Annotated in this window: 12 protein-coding genes and 1 pseudogene; 9 read left to right on the plus strand and 4 right to left on the minus strand. The window is 72.0% G+C overall.

What is annotated here, in order from left to right; translation table 11 throughout:
• Window positions 1-857 (plus strand): IS701 family transposase (locus ACH4FX_RS03360; RefSeq protein WP_398474643.1); only part of this gene is annotated, 857 nt, incomplete at its 5' end.
• A gap of 168 nt (window positions 858-1,025) precedes the next feature.
• On the opposite strand, the gene ACH4FX_RS03365 is transcribed toward ACH4FX_RS03360, so the two are convergent.
• Window positions 1,026-1,835, minus strand: coding sequence for an endo-1,4-beta-glucanase (locus tag ACH4FX_RS03365; protein WP_398474645.1), 810 nt, complete (start codon window positions 1,833-1,835; stop codon window positions 1,026-1,028).
• 295 nt (window positions 1,836-2,130) lie between these two features.
• Between ACH4FX_RS03365 and ACH4FX_RS03370 the strand changes: the two genes are divergently transcribed.
• Both ACH4FX_RS03370 and ACH4FX_RS03375 read left to right on the plus strand, forming a co-directional pair.
• Window positions 2,131-2,700, plus strand: coding sequence for a SigE family RNA polymerase sigma factor (locus ACH4FX_RS03370; RefSeq protein WP_398475488.1), 570 nt, complete (start codon window positions 2,131-2,133; stop codon window positions 2,698-2,700).
• Window positions 2,700-3,575 (plus strand): hypothetical protein, encoded by an 876-nt coding sequence (locus ACH4FX_RS03375; protein ID WP_398474646.1) that lies wholly within the window; start codon window positions 2,700-2,702, stop codon window positions 3,573-3,575. Before ACH4FX_RS03370 ends, ACH4FX_RS03375 begins: the two co-directional genes overlap by 1 nt.
• Window positions 3,576-3,615: 40 nt before the next feature.
• On the opposite strand, the gene ligD is transcribed toward ACH4FX_RS03375, so the two are convergent.
• The gene (ligD, locus tag ACH4FX_RS03380; RefSeq protein WP_398474648.1) at window positions 3,616-4,620 is read right to left on the minus strand and encodes a non-homologous end-joining DNA ligase; all 1,005 of its coding nucleotides are present in this window, start codon (window positions 4,618-4,620) and stop codon (window positions 3,616-3,618) included.
• 88 nt (window positions 4,621-4,708) lie between these two features.
• Here ligD and ACH4FX_RS03385 point away from each other — a divergent pair, with 88 nt between their 5' ends.
• From ACH4FX_RS03385 to ACH4FX_RS03395, 3 genes are all read left to right on the plus strand, one after another.
• The gene (locus tag ACH4FX_RS03385) at window positions 4,709-5,770 is read left to right on the plus strand and encodes an ATP-dependent DNA ligase (protein WP_398474650.1); all 1,062 of its coding nucleotides are present in this window, start codon (window positions 4,709-4,711) and stop codon (window positions 5,768-5,770) included.
• A gap of 163 nt (window positions 5,771-5,933) precedes the next feature.
• Window positions 5,934-6,374, plus strand: a complete 441-nt coding sequence (locus ACH4FX_RS03390) for a MarR family winged helix-turn-helix transcriptional regulator (RefSeq protein WP_398474652.1) — start codon at window positions 5,934-5,936, stop codon at window positions 6,372-6,374.
• An 83-nt stretch (window positions 6,375-6,457) separates the two neighbouring features.
• Window positions 6,458-7,543, plus strand: a complete 1,086-nt coding sequence (locus tag ACH4FX_RS03395) for an FAD-dependent oxidoreductase (protein WP_398474654.1) — start codon at window positions 6,458-6,460, stop codon at window positions 7,541-7,543.
• A 54-nt stretch (window positions 7,544-7,597) separates the two neighbouring features.
• Here ACH4FX_RS03395 and ACH4FX_RS03400 read toward each other — a convergent pair.
• Window positions 7,598-7,827, minus strand: a pseudogene (locus ACH4FX_RS03400) (transposase); the annotation flags it as partial.
• A 318-nt stretch (window positions 7,828-8,145) separates the two neighbouring features.
• Between ACH4FX_RS03400 and ACH4FX_RS03405 the strand changes: the two are divergent.
• Window positions 8,146-10,488: an FUSC family protein gene (locus tag ACH4FX_RS03405; protein ID WP_398474655.1), complete on the plus strand. Its 2,343-nt coding sequence runs from the start codon at window positions 8,146-8,148 to the stop codon at window positions 10,486-10,488.
• 45 nt (window positions 10,489-10,533) lie between these two features.
• Here ACH4FX_RS03405 and ACH4FX_RS03410 read toward each other — a convergent pair whose 3' ends face one another.
• The gene (locus ACH4FX_RS03410; RefSeq protein WP_398474657.1) at window positions 10,534-11,880 is read right to left on the minus strand and encodes an MFS transporter; all 1,347 of its coding nucleotides are present in this window, start codon (window positions 11,878-11,880) and stop codon (window positions 10,534-10,536) included.
• A gap of 1,238 nt (window positions 11,881-13,118) precedes the next feature.
• On the opposite strand from ACH4FX_RS03410, the gene ACH4FX_RS03415 reads away from it, so the two are divergent.
• Both ACH4FX_RS03415 and ACH4FX_RS03420 read left to right on the plus strand, forming a co-directional pair.
• Window positions 13,119-19,184, plus strand: a complete 6,066-nt coding sequence (locus ACH4FX_RS03415) for an acyltransferase domain-containing protein (protein ID WP_398474659.1) — start codon at window positions 13,119-13,121, stop codon at window positions 19,182-19,184.
• Window positions 19,181-20,998, plus strand: coding sequence for an amino acid adenylation domain-containing protein (locus ACH4FX_RS03420; RefSeq protein ID WP_398474661.1), 1,818 nt, complete (start codon window positions 19,181-19,183; stop codon window positions 20,996-20,998). Before ACH4FX_RS03415 ends, ACH4FX_RS03420 begins: the two co-directional genes overlap by 4 nt.
• Window positions 20,999-21,001 lie beyond the last annotated feature (3 nt).

Genomic DNA, 21,001 nt, shown 5'->3' on the forward strand with positions numbered 1-21,001 from the left:
AGTGGACGGAGGATGCCCGGCGGCGCCGGGCAGCGGGGGTGCCCGACGAGGTCGGCCACGTGGCCAAGTCCCGATTGGCCCTGGCGTTGCTGGACCGGCTGGCGGCGTGGCTGCCGGCCGTGCCGGTGATCGTGGCTGATGCCGGTTACGGTCGCAGCGTCGCCTTCCGCCTGGCCCTGGAGGAACGCGACTGGTCCTATGTGGTGGCGGTCGACCCCAAGGAGGTCGCCCGGCCGGCCGCCGCGGAGCCGTACCTGCCGGCCTATGGCGGGCTGGGGCCGCCGACCCTGCCGCGCTATCGCACTCCGGCCCGGCCCCTGCCCGACCTCATCGAGGAGACCCTCGCCTTCACCGAGGTGGCCTGGCGCAAGGGCAGCAAAGGGACGCTGACCTCGCACTTCGCGGTGCTGGAGGTGCGCCCCTCGGGCAAGGAGGCCAGCCGCACCGCGCAGGAACAAGGCGGCGGCCGCAACCGCTGGGACGGGGTGCTGCCCACACGAACGCTGCTGGTCGAACAGCCGCCGGAAGCAACGGCGCCCACCGGCTACTGGATGACCAACCTGCCCGCCACCACCCCCATCGCCGACCTGGTGCGGTGGGCCAAGATGCGCTGGCGCATCGAGCACGACTACCGCGAACTCAAGCACGGCCTGGGCCTGGACCACTTCGAGGGCCGCACCTGGCGCGGCTGGCACCACCACGTCACCCTGGTCACCGCCGCCCAGGCCTTCCTCACCCTCCGGCGCCTGGACCCAAAAGCCCACACACCGGCCTCACCCTCTACCAGGTCCTCGACGCCCTGCAGGACCTCCTGCGGTGCTGGACCGGAACCTGCACCACCTGCGGCCGCCCACTGACCAAGACCAGAACCTAACGAAGCACTACTAGGCCGTGTCTTTCGGATCAGCCTGGGCCCGCGGCGCCTGGCTGATCCAAAAGTCACGACCTAGACGCGGGCAGGAGGCGACGGCCGGACGGATCGCAGTACGGCCGCCGATGCCGGGCCCCCTCGGCCCGCCCCGGCCTCAGCCGACCTGCACCTCGTACGCCGTGGTGTCCAGCTGGGCCCGGCCCGTGAAGGCTTCCGTACCGGCCTCCACCCCGCTGAGGTAGTCGGTCGGCGCCACCGCGCCCCGCCGGACGAGCGCCTGGAGGAAGTCGTCCAGGTCGAGGTCGGACGCCGTGGTGCCGCCGACGCGGACGAAGGAGTAGACGTTCCAGTCGGTCCGGCCGGCGTACAGGTCCCAGTACGCACCGGCGATCTTCACCCGCTGCTGCCGGGTGCCCAGCGGCATCGCGCCGCCGCCCTTGGCGAGCCACACCATGACCTCGTGCTTGGGGCGGCTCTGCCAGTCGGTGTCCGGCCGGTCGTGCAGCCACAGGTCGTAGGAGACGTTGTAGGCGCCCGGCCTGGTCTCCTTCACCTGGTAGGACCACTTCGCGCGGACCGGGGTCCGCGCGGACAGGCGGACGGGCAGCCCGGTGGCGCCGGACTTCCAGCCCCAGTGCCAGCCGAGCACGCTGCTCGCGTACGACTTCACCGACTCCGGGGCGCCGGACCAGTCGTGCGTGGTGCCCCAGCCGATCGTGTTCCCGGACTGGTACGTGGCCCAGGTGCAGCTCCACCCGGAACCGCTGCCCGCTCCCCAGGTGTTGTTGTTGAGCCAGTATTTGCCCATCGGCGTCGACTCGTTCGGTACGCAGCCGTCCGCCGCCCGTGCGGGGTGGGCGGAGGCGTCGAGGGCGACGAGGGAGCCGCCGCCGAGTGTGGCGGCGGCGAGCAGCGCGACGAGGAAGCGCTTGCGGGACGAGCGGTGACGGCCAGGTGCTGCCATGGGACGGCCTGCCTTTCGGTCCGGATCGGTGCCACCTCGTTGCCGCGGGCCGGGAAAAGGTTGCCCGTACGATCGGGTCGGGCGCTGCCGCAGACCGGGCAGCGGGCCGTCCGGTGCCGCCCCGCGGAAATTCCGCCCACGCCGGCAACCTTCCGCCGGGCGGCGGCAACTGAGGGGCTGACAGAGTGTCCCCGATCAAGGAAGCCCGCCCCGTGCCCACCCTTCTCCCCCGCCCCGGTCACCGGCCACCGCCGCCGCACACGGAATGGCCGGCATGAGCCCGTCCACCCTTCCGATGCGCAGGAACACCCCGCACGGCGCCACCGCCGCCGGCCCGGTCCCCGCCGCCGGTGACGCGTCGGCCGAGTTCCACGCCTTCTTCGAACGCCACCACGCCGAACTGGCCCGGCTGGCCCATCTGCTCACCGGTGAGGCGGACGCCGCCGACGACCTCGCGGCGGACGCGCTGCTCGCCCTGTGGCACCGGTGGGACCGGGTACGCGGCGCGGAGCACCCGGTGGCCTACGCCCGGGGCGTGGTCGCCAACATGGCCCGCGGCCGGATCCGCAGCAGCGTGCGCGAGCGGCGCCGGATCGCCCTGTTCTGGTCCCAGCGCTCCGAGCGCGCGGACGGCCCCGACGTGGCCGCGGTCGTGGACGTCCGGCAGGCGCTGGAGCGGCTGCCGTTCCGCAAACGGGCGTGCGTCGTGCTGCGGCACGCGTTCGACCTGTCGGAACGGGACACCGCCCTGGCCCTGGGCATCTCCGTCGGTACGGTCAAGAGCCAGACCTCCCGGGGCATGGCGGAGCTGCAGCGGTACCTGGGCACGGGGGTCGCGGACGGCCTCTCCGGGAGGGGGAAGTGATGGCGGACGAGAACCTGCGCGAGCGGCTGCGCGAAGCGGCGCTGGCCCACAGCCCGGACCGCGCCCGCATGCTCGCGCGGGTGGAGCGCGGCATGGCGGGCCCCACCGGCACCGGTACGGAGCGGCACCGCCGCCCGGCGCGGGCCGGTTCGTGGCCGCGGACCGCGCTCGCGGCCGCCGCGGCGGTGGGGGCGCTGGTCGCCGGTGGTTACGCGGTGGCGGCGGTCGTACAGGCGCCGGAGCCGCCGGGGAAGGTGATCACCCGCCCGGTGCCCCCGGCCGGGCCGGGCGAGGAGACGCCCGCCCCGCCCACGCCCTCGCCGCACACGCCGGCCGTGCCGCCTTCCGGCGCACCGGGGAGGACGGGCGGGCCCGGTGACACCGGTGGGACGTCCGGCCCCGGGGGTACGGGCAGCGCGTCGCCGCCCCCGTCGCCCGGCGCCTCCGGGGCGCGTCCACCGTCCGGGGGCGCGGGTGACGGCGCGCCGCGTACCGCGGACGGCCCGCTGTGGTCGGACGGCTCCGTCGACCCGCACAGCAACGCGTACTGGGCACAGAGCAACGTCACGCTCCGGACGGAACGGCCGCTGACCGCGCTCACCGTGGAGCTGCGGATCGCCGGGACCGGCGGCGTGGCGGACACCGGGCACTGGAGCACGCTGCCCGCCGCCGACTTCACGGTGTCCGTGGGCGAGCGTGACGGCGCGCTGGTCTACCGGTGGACGCTGAAGCCGGGGCGGACGGTGCCCGCCGGGCGCCATGTCTTCGCCGGTCAGTACAACCACGCGGAAGGCGGGCGCGACGCCAAGGACGACATGTACACGGCGAGGGCCGAGGCGCCGGAGGGCGCACTGCGGGTGCAGGGGGGCTTCTGACGGGTCCCGGCCACGGAGCCTCCGGGCGGCCGGCCGCGCGTCACTTCTTCGCGCGGCTCGGCTGCACCCGCTTCGGTTCGCCCTTCATCTTCGGGTGCTCCGGCGGGTACGGGAGGTCGCCGAGCCCGTGCTCGCGCTCGTCGCGGTCGGCGAGTTCCAGCGCGGCGTCCAGACGGCAGGGGCGGGCCTCCATGGTGGCGTGCAGATCGCCCAGTTCGGCGAAGCGGACGGGCATGGTGACCAGGTCGAAGTCCTCCGGCACGGCGTCGGGCAGCTCCTCCCAGCGCAGCGGCGCGGACACCGGCGCGTGCGGGAAGGGCCGTACGGAATAGGCGCCGGCGATGGTGCGGTCCCGCGCGGTCTGGTTGTAGTCGACGAAGATCCTGGCGCCGCGCTCCTCCTTCCACCAGGAGGTGGTGATCCGCTCGGGGTCGCGCCGCTCCAGCTCCCGGGCCACCGCGATGGCCGAGCGCCGGACCTGGGTGAAGGTCCACTCCGGCGCAACGGGGACGAAGACGTGCAGGCCACGGCCGCCGGAGGTCTTGGGCCAGCCGGTGAGACCGAGCCCGTCGAGGACGTCGCGCAGGGCGAGGGCGGCCCGTACCGCGTCCGCGTAGCCCGTGCCCGGCTGCGGGTCGAGGTCGATGCGCAGCTCGTCCGGGTGCTCGGTGTCGCCCCGGCGGACCGGCCAGGGGTGGAAGGTCAGACAGCCGAGGTTGGCCGCCCACAGGACGGCGGCGGGCTCGGTGGGACAGATCTCGTCGGCGTACCGGCCGCTGGGGAAGGCGATCCGGCCGGTGGGGATCCAGTCGGGCAGGTTCTTCGGCGCCCGCTTCTGGAAGAACGATTCGCCGTCCACCCCGTCGGGGTAGCGCTCCAGCGTGGTGGGCCGGTCCCGCAAGGCACGCAGGATGCCGTCGCCGACGCTCTGGTAGTAGCGGACGACGTCGGCCTTGGTGAAGCCGCGCTGCGGGAAGTAGACCTTGTCCGGGTGCGACACCCGCACCGTCCGTCCGCCCGCGGTCAGCTCCAGCGACTCTGCCATGCACCCACGCTAGGCCGTACGGGCAGGCCCCGCCTGTCGGCGGCGCGTACCGCCGCCGGTCCGCGCGCGCCGCCGCACAATCGCCCTCATGGACCTTCCCGTGATGCCCCCGGTGGAGCCGATGCTGGCGAAGGCCGCCCCGGCCATCCCGCCCGGCATACAGTACGAAGCCAAGTGGGACGGCTTCCGGGCCATCGTCTTCCGCGACGGGGACGAGGTCGAGCTGGGCAGCCGCTCGGGCAAGCCGCTCACCCGCTACTTCCCGGAGCTGGTCGAGGCCCTGCGCGCCGAGGTTCCCGCGCGCTGCGTGCTGGACGGCGAGATCGTCATCGCCCGGGAAGGACGCCTGGACTTCGACGCGCTGCTGGAGCGCATCCACCCGGCCGAGTCCCGGGTGCGCCACCTGGCGGAGGCGACCCCCGCCGCCTTCGTGGCCTTCGACCTGCTGGCCCTGGGCGACACCTCGCTGATGTCCACGGCGCAGCGGGACCGCCGGGAGGCCCTGACGACGGCGCTGCGCGACGCCGCCGATCCGGTCTTCACCGCGCCGGTCACCGACGACCTGGACGAGGCCCGCGACTGGTTCGAGCACTTCGAGGGGGCCGGGCTGGACGGGATCGTGGCCAAACCGCCCGGCATGCCGTACCGGCCGGGTCAGCGGGTCATGGTCAAGACGAAGCACGAGCGGACCGCCGACTGCGTGGTGGCGGGCCTGCGCGCACACAAGAGCGGCCCGGTCGTCGGGTCGCTGCTGCTGGGCCTGTACGACGCGGACGGCCGGCTCCAGCACGTGGGCGTCTGCGCGTCCTTCCCGATGCGCCGGCGCCGGGAGCTGATGGAGGAGCTGGCGCCGCTGCGGATGGAGTCCGTCGCGGGCCATCCGTGGGAGGCGTGGACCAGCGAGGAGGCGCAGGCGGCGGGCCGGCTGCCCGGCGGGCCCAGCCGGTGGACCGGGAAGAAGGACCTGTCCTGGGTCCCGCTGCGCCCGGAACGCGTACTGGAGGTCGCCTACGACCACATGCAGGGCGACCGCTTCCGGCACACCGCCCAGTTCCGCCGCTGGCGCCCCGACCGCGAACCGGAACAGTGCACATACGCCCAGCTCGCGGAGCCGGTCCGCTACGACCTTGCGGAGGTCCTCGGAGCCTGACGCCCGGGCCGGCGCGCCGGCCCGGGCACGTCGTCGGCGAACGACGCGCAGGGGCACGGGCGTTGAGCTTCGCGTCATACACGGCGAACTCCTCGGTCTTCTCCGCTCCGAGGCAAAGCCCGAAGGCTTGATAGTTAACCCGACAACAGTTAGCGTGTTAACCATGAGCGGATCGAAGCGCGAGAGCACGCTGGAACTGATGCGGTGGGTGGTGTGGGGGCAGCGACGCATCGCCGATGACTGGATACGGGAACGCGGCCTCACGCACGAGCAGAGTGCCGTGCTGGCCTACCTGTCGAAGAATCCGGACGCCATTCAGCGTGACGTCGCCCGGGCCATGCGCACCAGCGCGCCGAGCATCTCGCGGCTCCTGGCCGGACTCGAACGGCGCGGACTCGTCAAGCGCCAGACCCAGGAGGACGACACGCGCAGCCGTCGGGTGCAGGTCACTCCAGCGGGCTCCGAACTGATCCAGGGTTTCGAAGAGGCCATGGACCGTGTCGAGGAGTCGATCCTCGCACCGCTGGGCGCCGCAGGGCAGGCGCGGCTCCATGAACTCCTGGAACAGCTCGCGTCCCGGATCGAGCCACCCCGCTCTCCCTGACCCGGCTCCACTGCTCCGCACGGCGGCCGGAAGCCTCGCGGGCAGAACCACCGGTTCCTCCACCAGCAGTAAGGAACACGTCTATGACTCAGATCACGATCATCGGTGCCGGTCTTGCGGGACTGACACTGGCACGCACCCTGGCGGTTCATGGAATCCCGTCCACGGTGTACGAAGCGGAGGCGTCTGCTCAGGCCCGGGGCCAAGGCGGCATGCTCGACATCCACGACTACAACGGACAGCACGGCATCCGTGCCGCCGGCCTGATGGACGGCTTCCGATCCCTCGTCCTCGAAGGCCGGCAGGCATCCCGTGACGTGGCACCTGACGGCACCATCCTGGCGGACCAGCCCGATGACCCCGCCGGAGGCCGCCCCGAGGTGCAGCGTGGCGAACTGCGACAGCTGCTGCTGGAATCCCTGCCGGCCGGCACGGTCGTCTGGGGCCACAAGACCCGAAGCGTGCGGACCCTCGCCGACGGTCGCCACGAAGTGACCTTCGCCAACGGATCGACGGTCATCACCGACATCCTCGTCGGTGCCGACGGCGCCTGGTCGAAGGTCCGGCCGCTGCTCTCCGATGCCACGCCCGCCTATGCCGGACGCTCGATGATCGAGACGTACCTGTATGAGAGCGACACCCGCCACCCCGCCACCCTGGCGCTGGTCGGCGGCGGGTCGATGACCGCCTACGACGAAACCACCCGCATCGGTCTCGGCGTGCAGCGCGAACGCGCGGACACCCTGCACTCCTACGCCATGTTCGACCAGCCGCTCGACTGGTTCGACGGCATCGACTTCAACAACGGCCCAGCTGCCGCCCGCACGGTCGCGGCGATGTTCAAGGGATGGGCGCCGGAGCTCGTCGCCCTGGTCGCCGACAGCGACATCCCACCGATCTTCCGCCCCTTGTACGGGCTGCCGATCGGACACCGCTGGGACCATATACCCGGGGTCACGCTCATCGGAGACGCCGCCCACCTGGCACCGCCGGACGGCGAAGGAGCGAACTGGGCGCTCTTCGACGCAGGCCGGCTCGGCAACGCCATCGCCGAACAGCCCGAGAACATCGATGCGGCCATCCGCGCCTACGAAACCGCGCTCTTCCCACGGAACATCGACACCGCGACCGCCGCCGCGGCCTACTACCCCGAATTCACACCCCACTGAACTGACGACAGCACCTGGACAAGCCGGAGAATTCACCGCAGGCGCTGGACGTGGTCGGTCGGCGAGGAGTATGTCCGGCCGACGCCGGGAGCGGCCGGCGACGCCGGCCACAGCCGGGACCTTCTCCACTGCGGCAGCAACTGTGTGACGCCGTTGCGGTTTCCGCCGGTCAGCGACACCGCGAGCGGGACGCCCTGAGCGTCGGTGATGACGTGGTGCTTGCTGCCCGGCCGTGCACAGTCGACCGGGCTCGGCCCGCTTCTGCCGCCGCGCCGAGCGGCCCGCTCTCATACCTAGACCTGCGAGAAAGCAGGCGAACAGTCTCATGCTCAGCAGCTTTTGTCAGAGCCAGTAAGTCCGGGTATTGCCGCCGTGGCGAAGGCGTCGGCATAGCCATAGGCAGAGGCGGAAGCAACAGGCAAAGCGAACAGACGAAAATGCCCCGGCGGCAGCCGAGGACGACCTCATCAGCCTCGTCTCATACCTGGCGGAGCCTTTATCGCATCCCGGCACCGTTGCCACTTTTTCCGCGGACCGTCACAACCCCGATACAAACGCCGCCGCCCACCGGCGGTCGCGGCCTGGCAATTCCCGGCCATGCGATGCTGAGACCTCGGCAGTTCACGGCAGAGACGGGAGAGTACGGCAGCGTGGGGGCAGTGATACGACGGGGCCTGACCGGTGCGTGGGACCGCTTCGCGGCGTCCGATCCGGGACTGCTGCGGCTGATGGCGGGGCTGCGGACGGTGGCGGCCATCGCGCTCACCCTGGTCGTCCTCGCCGTCCTCGGCACCGATGTCACGCATCTGGTCGCGGGCGCCATGACGGCCATGGTCGCCACCTTCGCGATCAAGGAGAAGCAGGTGCGCGGCCAGGCGGTCACCCTGGCGCTCGGCCTGCCCGTGGCGCTCGCCGCGGTCTCGCTCGGCGCGCTGCTGCACCGTCAGGTCATCGCCGGCGACATCTTCTTCGTGGCCCTCATCTTCGGCGCCGTCTACTGCCGCAGGTTCGGCGACCGGGGCACCGCCCTGGGCCTGATCGGCTTCCAGACCTACTTCGTCTCGCTGTTCGTCGGTGCCACCGTGTCCGCGCTGCCCGTCCTGGCGCTGACCCTGGCCATCGCCTTCGGGTGCAGCGCCGTCGTCCGCTTCACCGTCGTGCCCGAGACGCCGCAGCGCATCCTGCAATGGCTGCGCGGCGCCTTCCGGGCCCGGGTCGCCCAGCTGGTGGCCACCCACGTAGAACTGCTCGACGCCGCCCCCGACCAGTTGGACAAGGTCCTCGACGACCTGCGGCGGCACACCGCCCGGCTGCACGAGTCGGCCCTGATGATCCAGGGCCGGCTGGAGGACGGCACCCGCGACCCCGCCACCGCCGCGCTGTTGCAGCGCCGCATCGCCGACGCCGAGATCGCCACCGAGCGGCTGGGCGTCCTGCTGCTCAACGCGCGCACCGCCGAGCGCGCCGACACCCTCACCCTGCACCTGCCGCAGGCGCCCCTGCCGACCGCGAAGAACGAGATGCCGGCCGAGGACGCCACGACCGTCACCCTCCGCCGCGACCTGCGCGCCCTGCACCTGCTGGTGACCCGCCCGGCCTCCGGGCCCGGCGGCACGGCGGTCGCGCACGTACGCAACCGGCTGCTCGGCTACCGCGACGAGGACAACCTGCCGCGCGCCTCGATCGCCGTCCAGGACGTCTTCCGCGGCATCGGCGAGGCCGCCCGCTCCGTGCTGGGCCTGCGGCTGGCGCTGGACGGGCCGCAGGACGAGTCCGACGACTCGCCCGCGACGACCCGCTCCCGCGAGGAGTTCGACGCCGAGGACGTGGCGCTCGCCGGGGCCGAGGAGCCCGAGGAGGACGACCGCACCGGCCTCCGGCGGCCCACCACCCGGGCCGCCTTCCAGATCGCGGTGGGCTCCACGCTCGCCATCATCGGCGGCGAGTTCCTCTCCGCGCAGCGGTGGTACTGGGCCGTGCTGACCTGCTGGGTCGTCTTCCTGAACACCGCCTCCACGGGCGAGATCATCATCAAGGGCTACCGGCGGCTGGTCGGTACGGTCCTCGGCGTGGTCGCCGGTGTCGCGCTCGCGGGCCTGGTGGGCAACCACACCTGGACGGCGTTCGCGCTGATCCTCCTCTTCGTCTTCGCCATGTTCTTCACGGCGCCTCTCTCCTACGCCCTGATGTCCTTCTTCGTCACGGCGATGCTCGGCCTGCTCTACACCCTCCTGAACACCTACAGCCTCGACGTCCTCATCCTGCGCATAGAGGAAACCGCCCTCGGCGCCGCCTGCGGGATCATCGCCGCGGCCCTCGTCCTGCCGGTGCACACCGACCGCCGCACCGACGACCTCCTCGGCACCGTGCTGACCAAGCTCGACGAGGTCGTCGCGGCCTCCGTCGACCAGCTCAGCGGCGGCCCCGCCACCGACCTGCTGGGCCTCTCCCGAGACCTGGACACCGCCCTGGACGAGCTGCGCGCCTCCACCCGGCCGCTGACCCACCCGATCACGCCGCTGCGCGGCCGCCGCCAGACCGTGCGCTACGTGGTCGCCCTCCTGGAGACCAGCGCGTACCACGCCCGCTCCCTCGCGGCCACCGCCGAACTCGTCCCCTACAGCAAGACCATCGCCGCCGACCCCCGCCTGGAACGCGTCGGCCTGCGCATCGCCCACAACATCGAGACCATCACCGCCCACGTACGGGGCGACCGGACCGACGCCGAGGTCAAGTCCGGCGCCACCGTCGTCTCCCTCCTGGAGTCCGACGGCTCCGGCGCGCCCCACCCCAGCACGGTCACCTACCGCGTGCTCCGCCACCTCCAGCGCCTGGACGAGGGCGTGTCCGGTCTGGCGCGGCCGCTGGGGGTGCCGGTGGAAGGGCGGACGGAGAAGCGGAGCAAGAACGCCAACCGCGCCGGCGCCAGGACCGCGCAGAGCTGACCCGGCCGGTATCCCGCCGGCCGGGTCGGACGACGGCGTGCGCGGCTATGGCCGCCGCGTCAGCGCGATGCCCACGGCGCCGACCACACAGGCGACGGCAGCCGCGAGATAGGCCAGGTGATAGCCCCCCAGCCGGGTGTCGCCGGTCGCCGCGACCAGGACCAGGGCCGCGACCCCGGCGCTGGAACCGATCTGCTGCGCGACGACGTTCACCGCTCCGGCGACCGCGTGCTGGTGCGTCGGGACGCCGGTGAGCCCGGCCGTCGTCATCGCGGGGAAGTTCAGCCCCTGACCGAAGCCGCTGATCACCAGTCCGGGCATCACGTGCAACAGGTAGTTGCCCTGCTCCGGGGTGGTCATCCACAGCGCCGTTCCCACGCCGATCAGGATGAGCCCGGTGACCATCAGGGTCCGCGGGCTGTACCGGGTCAGCAGGCGTCCGGTGGCGAAGGTGGCCGTGAGGAAGACCGTCAGCGACATCGGCACCAGGGCGAGACCGGATGCGACCGGGGAGTAGCCCAGCATCCCCTGGAGGTACAGCGGCGTGAAGAACACGATCCCGACCGACGCCGTGTACTGGAGGAACGCCGCCACGGTCGCGATCCGCACCGAGGAGAGCCGGAAGAGGGACAGGGGCAGCAGCGGGTCGGCGGCGCGTCGTTCGCGTACGACGAAGACGACCAGGAAGAGCACCGCGGCGGCGATGACGCCCCATGCCTGCCCCCCGCCCCAGCTCACGCCGACGACGAGCAGTGCGAGGCCGAGGGTGCCGGAGATGGCGCCGGCCATGTCCAGCGGGCCCTTGCGGCCCGCCCCGTCGGGGAGCCCGGCCCGGGTGACGGCGAGCACGAGCACGCCGAGCGCCACCGAGAACCACAGGACCGACCGCCAGCCGAGGAACTCGGTCAGTACGCCGCCGAGCAGCATCCCGCCGCTGAAGCTGGCCGCGCCGACCGCGGCGTACACACCCAGCGCGCGGCTGCGCTCCGCCCCGGCCGGGAACACCTCGGTCAGCAGGGCCAGTGCGGCCGGGCCCGAGAGCGCCGCGCCGATGCCCTGGACCGCCCGCGCGGTGAGCAGCACCGCGCCGTCCGGTGCCACGGCACCGGCCAGCGCCGCCACCGTGAACAGGGCGACACCGACCTCGAAGACCCTCCGCCGGCCGAACACGTCGGCCAGCCGGCCCCCCACGAGCAGGAATCCCGCGAACGTGACGGAGTAGGCGGTCATGACCCACTGGAGCGTGGTTTCGCCCAGGCCGAAGCGTTCTCCGACGGACGGCAGGGCCGCGTTCAGGACGGCCATTCCGCTCAGATCCAGCGCCAGCGCCCCGGCCAGTACCCCGAGCGCCAGCCCCGGCCGGTGCCGCGGCGGCGTTGCGGTGATGGTCATGCGGACCTGCCGGGGAACTCTTCGCCGCGGTCGGCATGCGCCCGGCCGGCACGGCTGACGGGCACCAGCGGGGCCGTGCCTGCCGTGGCCGACAGGTCCCGGCCCCGTGATGATCTTTTGCGCATGGCGGTGTTGCTCCCTCTCCCCAGGTGGGCTGTACACGAACCGCATAAGCCGATCATCGCGCCACACGCAGGTCAACTGTCCGCCTCCGCAATTGGCTGGAAACAGCAGGCAGTTCGCGCACGTCTGGCAGATAGGGGAGCCAGGCCACCCGTTCCGGTGGCACCACTCCCACCCTCACCCGGGTATGAGCCCTTTCGTCAAGAAAGCTGCCTTTGCGGATGTACGCCCGAACCGCCCCGCGTCTTCATACGGGACAGGAGTGAACCGGCCACTTGGGGGGCGAAAACTTGCCACTGCACCTTCCGGCCAACAGATCACTCTTGTCTCACCCATCACAGGGGTGGCAATCTGACGTTCGCCGATCGGGCAAGCACCTCGTAATCCGGCCCACCCGGATAAAACGGACCTTGGCCTCGGTAGGCAGTGGCCGTGCGGGTGAAGAACAACGCGTGTACGCCGCCACGGACAACGCAGTCGCTGATCAACCTGACCAAGAGATGGACCACGTATCCGGCGGAAAGTCTGCCGGGCAGTGCTTCCGAATCAGACAGTGAGCTGATTCGATCCGGATGACTCAACGGGGGCAGCCCAGTGCAATCATTGGTTCTTCGGCAGCTGCGCGTTCACATCCGGGGAAGTACAGGGCGCCGAGCGCCACACGGCCCGCTCTCCTGACACCGCTTCCGCACATTCTTCCAGCTCGCCGTATTCCAGCTCGGCCGACGGGACCGGCACGGCGCCGTGTGCAGCCGGAGCCGGCCCGGTGAGCGCTTCGAGCTGAAGCAACGGTGCGGCCCCGTCAGCAGCTGAACGCGATCGAAACTCCGGTCAGTCGGGGCGATGAAAGCGCGAACCGACCGGTGACCGCCGGCGCGTCGCGCACACCCGATCGCCCAGCCGATCTCCAGAATCCCTGAACCCCTGAACCCCCCGATCATCAGCACGCGACGGCTGATCCGTGTGGCCGGTGGCGGGCCGGGTTCCGCTTCCCGGTGTCGAAAAAACCGCTGCCATGGGCCCACGGGCCCACCCCTGTCCTGCGCAAACACCTCACTCGACACGGCGGAGCGCATCCCCGTGGCGTGGAACAACCCCCTTGCCGAGGAGGCGAAGTGCCCCAAGAGCGCGGAGCGCGCAATGTGCGCGCCGTCACAGATTTCCTGCTCTCGCGCGTCGTTGAACTGCTGGACGTGTCCCAGGACGCGGTGGACCGCTGGGCACCGATGCACCAGTACGGCCTGGACTCGGCGAAGGCGGCGACGCTCGCCGCCTCGCTGACCGAATTCCTCGGCTGGAAAGTCCCGGTCACCTGGATGTGGCAGTACCCGACCGTCGACGAGCTGTCCCGCGCGCTCGTCGAGGGCCCGCAGGCCGCGCAGACCGCCGCCCCGGGCGAGGACCGCCGTCGTACGGCGACGCACGAACCCATCGCGATCGTGGGCATCGGCTGCCGGTTCCCCGGCGGACCGGACCCGTCCGCGTTCTGGCGGCTGCTGTCCGAGGGCCGCGACGCCGTCGGCCCGGTGCCGGCCGCACGGCGCGACCTCCTCAACGACCGGGTGCGGTGGGGCGGGTTCATCGACGGCATCGACCAGTTCGATCCGCTGTTCTTCGGCATCTCCCCCCGGGAAGCGGTCCAGATGGACCCGCAGCAGCGGCTGATCCTGGAGCTGTGCTGGGAGGCGCTGGAGGACGCCGGGGTCGCGCCCGACAGCCTCGTCGGCAGCGACACCGGCGTCTTCATGGCCTCCTGCTGGGGCGACTACGCCGCTCTGGCGCACTACCGCGGCCCCGACAGCCAGATCACCCCGCACACCGCGACCGGCATGCACGACGGCATCATCGCCAACCGCGTCTCCTACGTCCTCGGCCTCCAGGGCCCGAGCATGGCCATCGACGCCGCCTGCGCCGGATCGCTGGTCTCGGTGCACGTGGGATGCCAGTCGATCTGGCTGGGCGAGAGCGATCTGGTGCTGGCCGGCGGCGTGAACCTGAGCTTCGTCTCCGACTACTACACCGCCATGGACGCGATGGGCGCGCTCGCCCCCGACGGCCGCTGCAAGTCGTTCGACGCCCGCGCCGACGGCTACGTCCGCGGTGAGGGCGCCGGCGTCGTCGTACTCGCCCCGCTGAGCGTGGCGCTCGAACGCGACCTGCCGGTGTACTGCCTGATCAAGGGCAGCTCCTCCAACAACGACGGCCTGAGCAACGGCATGACCGCGCCGAACCCCCAGGCGCAGGAGAAGATGCTCCGCACCGCCTACCAACGGGCCGGCATCGCACCGCACCTCGTGGACTACATCGAGTGCCACGGCTCCGCGACGCCCCTCGGCGACCCGATCGAGGCCAACGCCATCGGCGCGGTGCTGGGCGGGGACCGCGCGGAGCCGCTGCGGCTGGGTTCCGTCAAGTCCAACGTCGGGCACCTGGAGGCGGCCGCCGGCATCGTCGGCCTGGTCAAACTCGCGCTGTCGATCCGCAACGGGGTGCTGCCGGCGAGCCTGCACTACACCGCCCCGAACCCGCAGATCATGTTCGACGAGTACCGCCTCGCCGTCCAGGACCGGCTGACGCCGTGGCCGCGGCGGTCCGACGCGCGCCGGGGAGGCGTCAGCTCGTTCGGGTTCGGCGGCGCGATCTGCCACGTCGTCGTCGAGGAACTGCCGCGCCCCGAAAGCTCGCTCCTCCTGCTGTCCGCGGACTCCCGGGAGGCGCTGACCGAGCGGGCCCGGGCGCTGCGCGACGAGACCGACCTGCGCGCGCTCTGTCGCCGGGCGCCCGGCGACGGCGCGTTCCGGCTCGCGGCCACCGCCCGCGACATGGCCGAACTCAGGACGCAGCTGGACACGTTCGGCACCGGCGCGACGGCCGCCGGGCTGAGCGTCGGGGAGAAGACCGGGCGCAGGCCGCGGGTGGCGTTCCTGTTCTCCGGCAACGGTTCGCAGTGGGTGGGCATGGGCCGGCAACTGCTCGCCGGCCTGCCCGTCTTCCGGCGGTCCATGATGAACTCCGACAAGCGGATGCGGGACCTGCTGGGCTTCTCGCTCGTCGACCAGCTCCTCGCGCCGGACGGGCGCCTCGACGACATGGACGTCTTCCAGCCGCTGCTGTTCTCCATGCAGGTCGCGCTGGCCGACGCCTGGCGTTCGCTGGGGGTGGAGCCGGACGTCGTCCTGGGCCAGAGCGTCGGCGAGTTCGCCGCCTCCCACATCGCCGGCGCCCTCGACTTCGCGGACGCCTCCCGCCTGGCCGCCCACCACGGCCGGCTGCTCCAGCAGCTGGCCGTCGGCCGCGGCGACGGCATCGTGGTCATGACCGCCGCGGACGAGGTGAAACAGCACCTGACCGGCCGGCTCACAGTTTCCGGCTACAACGGCCTGAACTCCACCCTGGTCACCGGTACGCCGCAGGAGATCGACGAACTCGTCCAGCGGCTGACCGAAGAAGGCGTCACCAACCACCGGGTGCGGATGGGCCACGCACCGCACTCGCCGCTGGTCGACCACGTCCTCGGCCCGCTCCGGACCGAACTCGACGGCATCAGGCCCCGGACCACGCGCATCCCGATGATCTCGACGGTCACCGGGGAACTCGTCGACGGCGCGGAGCTCGGACCGGACTACTGGGCGGACAACCTGCGCCGGGAGATCCGGATGGTCGACGCCCTGACCACCCTGCGCGACCACGACATCGACGCGGTGGTCGAACTCAGTCCGCACCCGGTCCTGCTCAAGTCGGTCTCGGAGATCCTGCCCGCGGCCACCCTGCCCTCGCTCCGGCGCGGCGCCGACGAGGCCTCGACCCTCCTCGGCTCGCTCGGAGCGCTGTACGCCGCCGGCCACCCCGTCACCTTCAGCCCCTTCCTCGCGGGCGACCGGGGGCGCCACGTCACCCCGAGCCAGGGCGAAGCCGCGGCCGACGAGCAGGTGCATCTCGTCCCCGTCACGGCGCGTACGGCGGCGGCCCTGACCGACACCTGCCGTGAGCTGTCCAACCACGTCGAACGCGACGCGGGCCTGCGGGTCTCCGACCTCGCGTACACGCTCGCGGCCCGGCGCACCCACCACAGCCATCGGATAGCTCTGTTCGCCCGCAACCGTCAGGACGTCCTGGACGGACTCGCCCGGGTCGCCGCCGGTCAGCCGCACCCCGATGTCGTCACGGGCACGGTCGCCGGGAACAGCGACCGGCGGGTGGCGCTGGTGTTCTCCGGCGGCGGTACGCAATGGGTCGGCATGGGCCGGGAACTCATGCGCGCGCACGCCGGTTTCCGCGCGTCGATGGAGGCCTGTGACGCCGCCGTGCGCGCGGCCGGCGGCTGCTCGGTGCTCGACCGGCTCGCCGCCCCGGCCGACGAGGCCGGGTTCGAGGAGATGGACTTCCAGCAGCCGGTGCTCTTCGCTCTGCAGGTCTCGCTGGCGAAGGTCTGGCTCGCACTCGGCATCCGGCCGACCGCCGTCGTCGGGCACAGCCTGGGCGAGGTCGCAGCCGCCTGTGTCGCGGGGACGCTGTCGTTGGACGACGCCGCCCGCGTCGTCGTCGCCCGGTCGCACCTGCTCGAACGGAAAGCGGCCCCCGGCGCCATGATCTCGGTCGACCTGCCGGAGCAGGAGCTGCTGCCGTGGCTCGCCCCGTACGCCGAGCACGCGGCCGTCGCCGTGGTCAACAGCCCCACCAGCGCGGCGGTCTCCGGTTCGCCCGAAGCCGTCCGCGCCCTGGAGGCCGACCTCCGGCAGGCCGGGATCTCGACCAGGAACATCCGGGTCGAACGGCCGGTGCACAGCCCCGGCATGGACCCGCTGATCGAGCCGCTGCGCGAACGCATCGCCGGCATCACCCCGCTGACCGGCACCATCGACTTCTGCTCCACGGCACTGGCCGATACGGTGAACCCGGTCACCGACGTCGACTACTGGGCGCACAACCTGCGCAACCAGGTCCGGTTCGCCGAGACGATCGGTGCGCTGGTCGACGACGGGGTCGGCACCTTCATCGAGATCGGCCCGCACGAGACGCTGCGCGGCGCGGTCGAGGAGATCGCGCTGTCCCGTGGCGCCGAGGTGCACGCGGTCAACTCCCTGCGGCGCGAGGAAAGCGACGTCCGCTGCCTGCTGGGCGCCGCCGCGTCGTTGTACGTCAGGGGCCTGCCGCTGACCTTCGACTCGCTGTTCGCCGATGACGTCGAGGTCGTGGAGACCCCGCTCGTACAGTGGCAGAAGGAACGTTACTGGCTGGACACCGAACCGCGCCGTCCAGCTGCCCCGGCCCCGGCCTCCGCCGCCGCCCCTGCCGCCGGAACCGTGGCCGTGGCCGAGCCGGTGCGGAGCGAGCCCGCGGAGAACGGGACGGCGGGCAAGCCGGTGGAGGACATCGTCCTCGCCGAACTCGCCGACGGGCTGGGCGTGCCGGTGAGCAGGTTCGACGAGAACGCCAGCCTCCGCGACTTCGGCCTGGACTCCATGCTGGCGATCCGCCTTGTGAACAGGATGCAGGCGCTGTTCGGGCACCGGGTGTCGCCGGTGGTGTTCCTGGACGGCCGGACGATAGCCGAGGTCGTCGCCCACTTCGCCGGGATCGTCGGTGGGAATGCGACCGCCACGGCGCAGCCGGCACCGGTCGCGCGGGCGAAGCCGGCCCCGGCGCCCGAACCGGTGCCCCAGGCGGTGGCCGAGCCGGCGCCCAGGACCACGTCGCCCCAGGCGTTCCTCGACGACCTGTCCGAGCTGGACGCCGAGGAGCTGGTGGAGGAACTGGCCGCGCGCGGGTTGCTGGAACCCACCGACTCCCCGCCGTTGGACCAGCTGCGCGCCGACGGCCTCGGCCTCGAACTGGCGCCGGCGTCGCACGGCCAGGCCTCGCTGTGGTTCATGCAGATGGTCGCGCCGGACGCCGTGCCCTACAACTTCATGGTGGCCGCCCGGATCCGGGCCGAGGTCGACGAGAAGGCGCTCGACCGTGCCGTACAGGCGGTGCTGGAGCGGCACCCCGCGCTGCGCACGGTCTTCGTGGAGGCCGGCGGCCGCCCGTACCAGGTCATCCTGGACGAACCGGTCTACGAGTTCCTCGTGGTGGACAGCACGGACCAGGACGACGAACAGGCCCGCGAGGAACTGGCCCGGTACGGGCACCTGCCGCTCGACATGGACAACGGGCCGCTGGTGCGGGTCGTCCTCATGACGCGCGGGCCGGCCGACCACTACCTGCTGGTGCTCGTGCACCACATCGCGTCGGACGCGGCCTCGGCCGACGTGATGATCCGCGAACTCCAGGAGTACTACGAGGAAGCCGACCCCGCCGGCAGCGCGCCGGCCGCCCCGTACACGGACTTCGTCGAGTGGGAGCGGCAGTGGCTGGACAGCCCGGCGGCCGACGCGGCACTGGACTGGTGGTCGCGGAAGCTGGCCGACCCGCCGGCCCACCTCGACCTGTCCACCAAGGAGCGGCCCCCGGGCGTCACCTACGAAGGCCGCGACCTCACATTCCGCTGGAGCGCCGAAGAGACGCGCCTGCTGCGGGAGTTCGCGGTACGCGAAGGGGTGTCGATCAGCACCGTCGTGCTGGCCGGATTCTTCGCCACGCTCAACCGCGCGGCCGGGACCGAGGACTCCGTGCTGGCCACCGCCATCGCCCAACGCGCCGAGCCGGGCTGGGAGACCGCCATCGGCTACTACCTGAACACGGTGCTGGTACGGGCGAAGCCCACCGGCGACCGCAGCTTCCGCGACCTGCTGCGCGAGGTCCACGCCTTCTCGCTCGGCCTGCTGGAGCACATGAACTACCCCCTCGACCTGCTGGCGTCCCAGCTGAAGCCGCCGCGGGCCGAGGGCCGCTCCCCGTGGTTCGACGTGGTCGTGAACTGGCTGTCCTCGGACGCCTTCCCCCGGTCCGTCAAGCTCTTCCACGGCATCGGCGACACCATCACGCCCGACGGCGCCCTGCCGCTGGAACCGCTCCAGGTACGCAGGCACCTCGCCAAATTCGACCTGGAGATCTCGATGGCCGACATCGACGGCGAGGTCGCCGGCCACGTCCAGTACAAACCGAGCTACCTGGAAAGGCAGACCGTGACGGCACTGCTCGCGCACTACCGCACCGTGCTCTTCGACTCGATCGCCCACCCAGACCTGGCACTCCAGGACATCGCGCTGAGCGGACGCCCCGAGGAGACGGACCGGTGACCGAAACCCTGCACTCCGAGTTCATCGAGCGAGCGGTCAAGAACCCCGACGCGACCGCGGTCTACTCCGACGCCGGCGTCCTGAGTTACGGCGAGCTCGACGAGCGGTCCCGTGTGCTGGCCGAGCGGCTCGTCGCCGACGGCGCCGGGCCCGGTGTCCCGGTCGGCATCTGCGTCGAGCGCACCCCCGACCTGCTCATCGGCATCCTTGCCGTGCTGCGCGCCGGCTCCTGCTACGTACCGCTGGACCCGAACTATCCGGCCGAGCGGCTGACCTTCATGGTCCGGGACAGCGGAACCCGCCTGCTGCTGACCACGCCCGCGTCCCGGGCCAACTGCCCGGCCGGCCCGACCGTGGTCGTGCTGGACGGGACGGTGACGACCGAGCCCGGCGAGCAGCCCGTGCCGGTCGTGCCCGGCGACACCGCGTACATCATCTACACGTCGGGATCCACCGGCCTGCCGAAGGGCGTGGCCATCCATCACAGCGGCTGTGTCGCCATGCTGTCCGAGATGGACCGGATCTTCGAAGGCTGCGACCTGAGCGGTGTCTCGGCGGCCAGTTCGGTCTGCTTCGACATGTCCGTGATGGAGATCTTCGCCGCGCTGTGCCGCGGCGGCGCCGTCGTGCTCGTGGAAAGCGCCGTCCACCTGCCGGAGAGCCGGTACGCCGACAGGATCACCCACCTCAACGTCGTCCCGTCGGTGATGAACGGCCTGCTCGACGCCGGGTATCTGCCGCCGAACGTCCGCACGGTCGTGTTCGGCGGTGAGCCCCTGCGGCGCAAGCTGGTGGACCGGACGTACCGGGAGACCAGCGCCGACCGGGTCTTCAACGCCTACGGCCCCACCGAGGGCACCGTCTTCTGCTCGTACGGTCTGGTGCCGCGGGACGGGACCGGCGAGCCGACGATCGGCCCGCCGTCGGCCCACGCCCGTGCCTATGTGCTCGACGAGGACCTGAAACGGCTGCCGGCCGGCGAGCCCGGTGAGCTCTACATCGGCGGTGCCGGCCTGGCCCACGGCTACGTCAACCGGCCGCGTACCACGGCCGAACGGTTCGTGCCGGACCCGTTCGTGGACGGCGCCCGCATGTACCGCACCGGGGACGTCGTCACGCTCACCGCCGACGGCGAACTCCAGTTCGGCGGGCGCACCGACCACCAGGTCAAGCTGCGCGGCTACCGCATCGAGCTGGAAGAGGTCGAGGCCCGGCTGACCGGCTGCCCCGAGGTGCGCGAAGCCGCCGCCGTCGTACGGGGCAACCGGCTCATCGGCTACGTCGTGCCCGAGGGCGACACCCCGGACGCCGCCCGGGTGGACGCCGCGCTCCAGAGCACCATCACCGGCAGGCTCGCCACCGAGCTGCCCGACTACATGGTGCCGGGCACGATCGTGTTCCTGCCCGCGCTGCCGCTGGCCCCGGGCGGCAAGCTCGACCGGGCCGCGCTGCCCGAACCGCCGGCCGCCGACTCCGACGCGCCCCTGACGGCCGCCAGTACGCCGACCGAGGTGGCGGTGTCGGAGATCTGGGGCCAGCTGCTCCACCTCGAACCGGCGAGCATCGACGTCCGGGCCGCCTTCTACGACCTGGGCGGCGACTCGCTGCTGCTCGTCCGCCTCGCCCGGCTGATGACCCGGCGGTTCGACCGCCGTGTCCGCGTGCCCGACCTGTTCAGCTTCCGTGACATCTCCTCCCTCGCCCGCTGGCTCGACGAGGAGAGCGGCGCCACCCCCGAGGTGGTCGAGTCCGCCCGCCGCCGCGCGGGCGCCCGCCGTGCCGCGCTGCGCGGCCGCGCCTCCAGCGGCAACTGAGCC

The organism is Streptomyces sp. NPDC018019, from assembly GCF_044327805.1.
In the GTDB taxonomy this organism is placed as follows: domain Bacteria; phylum Actinomycetota; class Actinomycetes; order Streptomycetales; family Streptomycetaceae; genus Streptomyces.

Excerpts from the sequence above, each read along its gene's own strand:
- ACH4FX_RS03410 (WP_398474657.1), bottom strand. The coding sequence starts at position 11,880 with ATGACCATCACCGCAACGCCGCCGCGGCACCGGCCGGGGCTGGCGCTC.
- ACH4FX_RS03375 (WP_398474646.1), top strand. The coding sequence starts at position 2,700 with ATGGCGGACGAGAACCTGCGCGAGCGGCTGCGCGAAGCGGCGCTGGCC.
- ACH4FX_RS03385 (WP_398474650.1), top strand. The coding sequence starts at position 4,709 with ATGGACCTTCCCGTGATGCCCCCGGTGGAGCCGATGCTGGCGAAGGCC.
- ACH4FX_RS03365 (WP_398474645.1), bottom strand. The coding sequence starts at position 1,835 with ATGGCAGCACCTGGCCGTCACCGCTCGTCCCGCAAGCGCTTCCTCGTC.
- ACH4FX_RS03395 (WP_398474654.1), top strand. The coding sequence starts at position 6,458 with ATGACTCAGATCACGATCATCGGTGCCGGTCTTGCGGGACTGACACTG.
- ACH4FX_RS03405 (WP_398474655.1), top strand. The coding sequence starts at position 8,146 with ATGCTGAGACCTCGGCAGTTCACGGCAGAGACGGGAGAGTACGGCAGC.
- ACH4FX_RS03370 (WP_398475488.1), top strand. The coding sequence starts at position 2,131 with ATGCGCAGGAACACCCCGCACGGCGCCACCGCCGCCGGCCCGGTCCCC.
- ligD (WP_398474648.1), bottom strand. The coding sequence starts at position 4,620 with ATGGCAGAGTCGCTGGAGCTGACCGCGGGCGGACGGACGGTGCGGGTG.
- ACH4FX_RS03390 (WP_398474652.1), top strand. The coding sequence starts at position 5,934 with ATGAGCGGATCGAAGCGCGAGAGCACGCTGGAACTGATGCGGTGGGTG.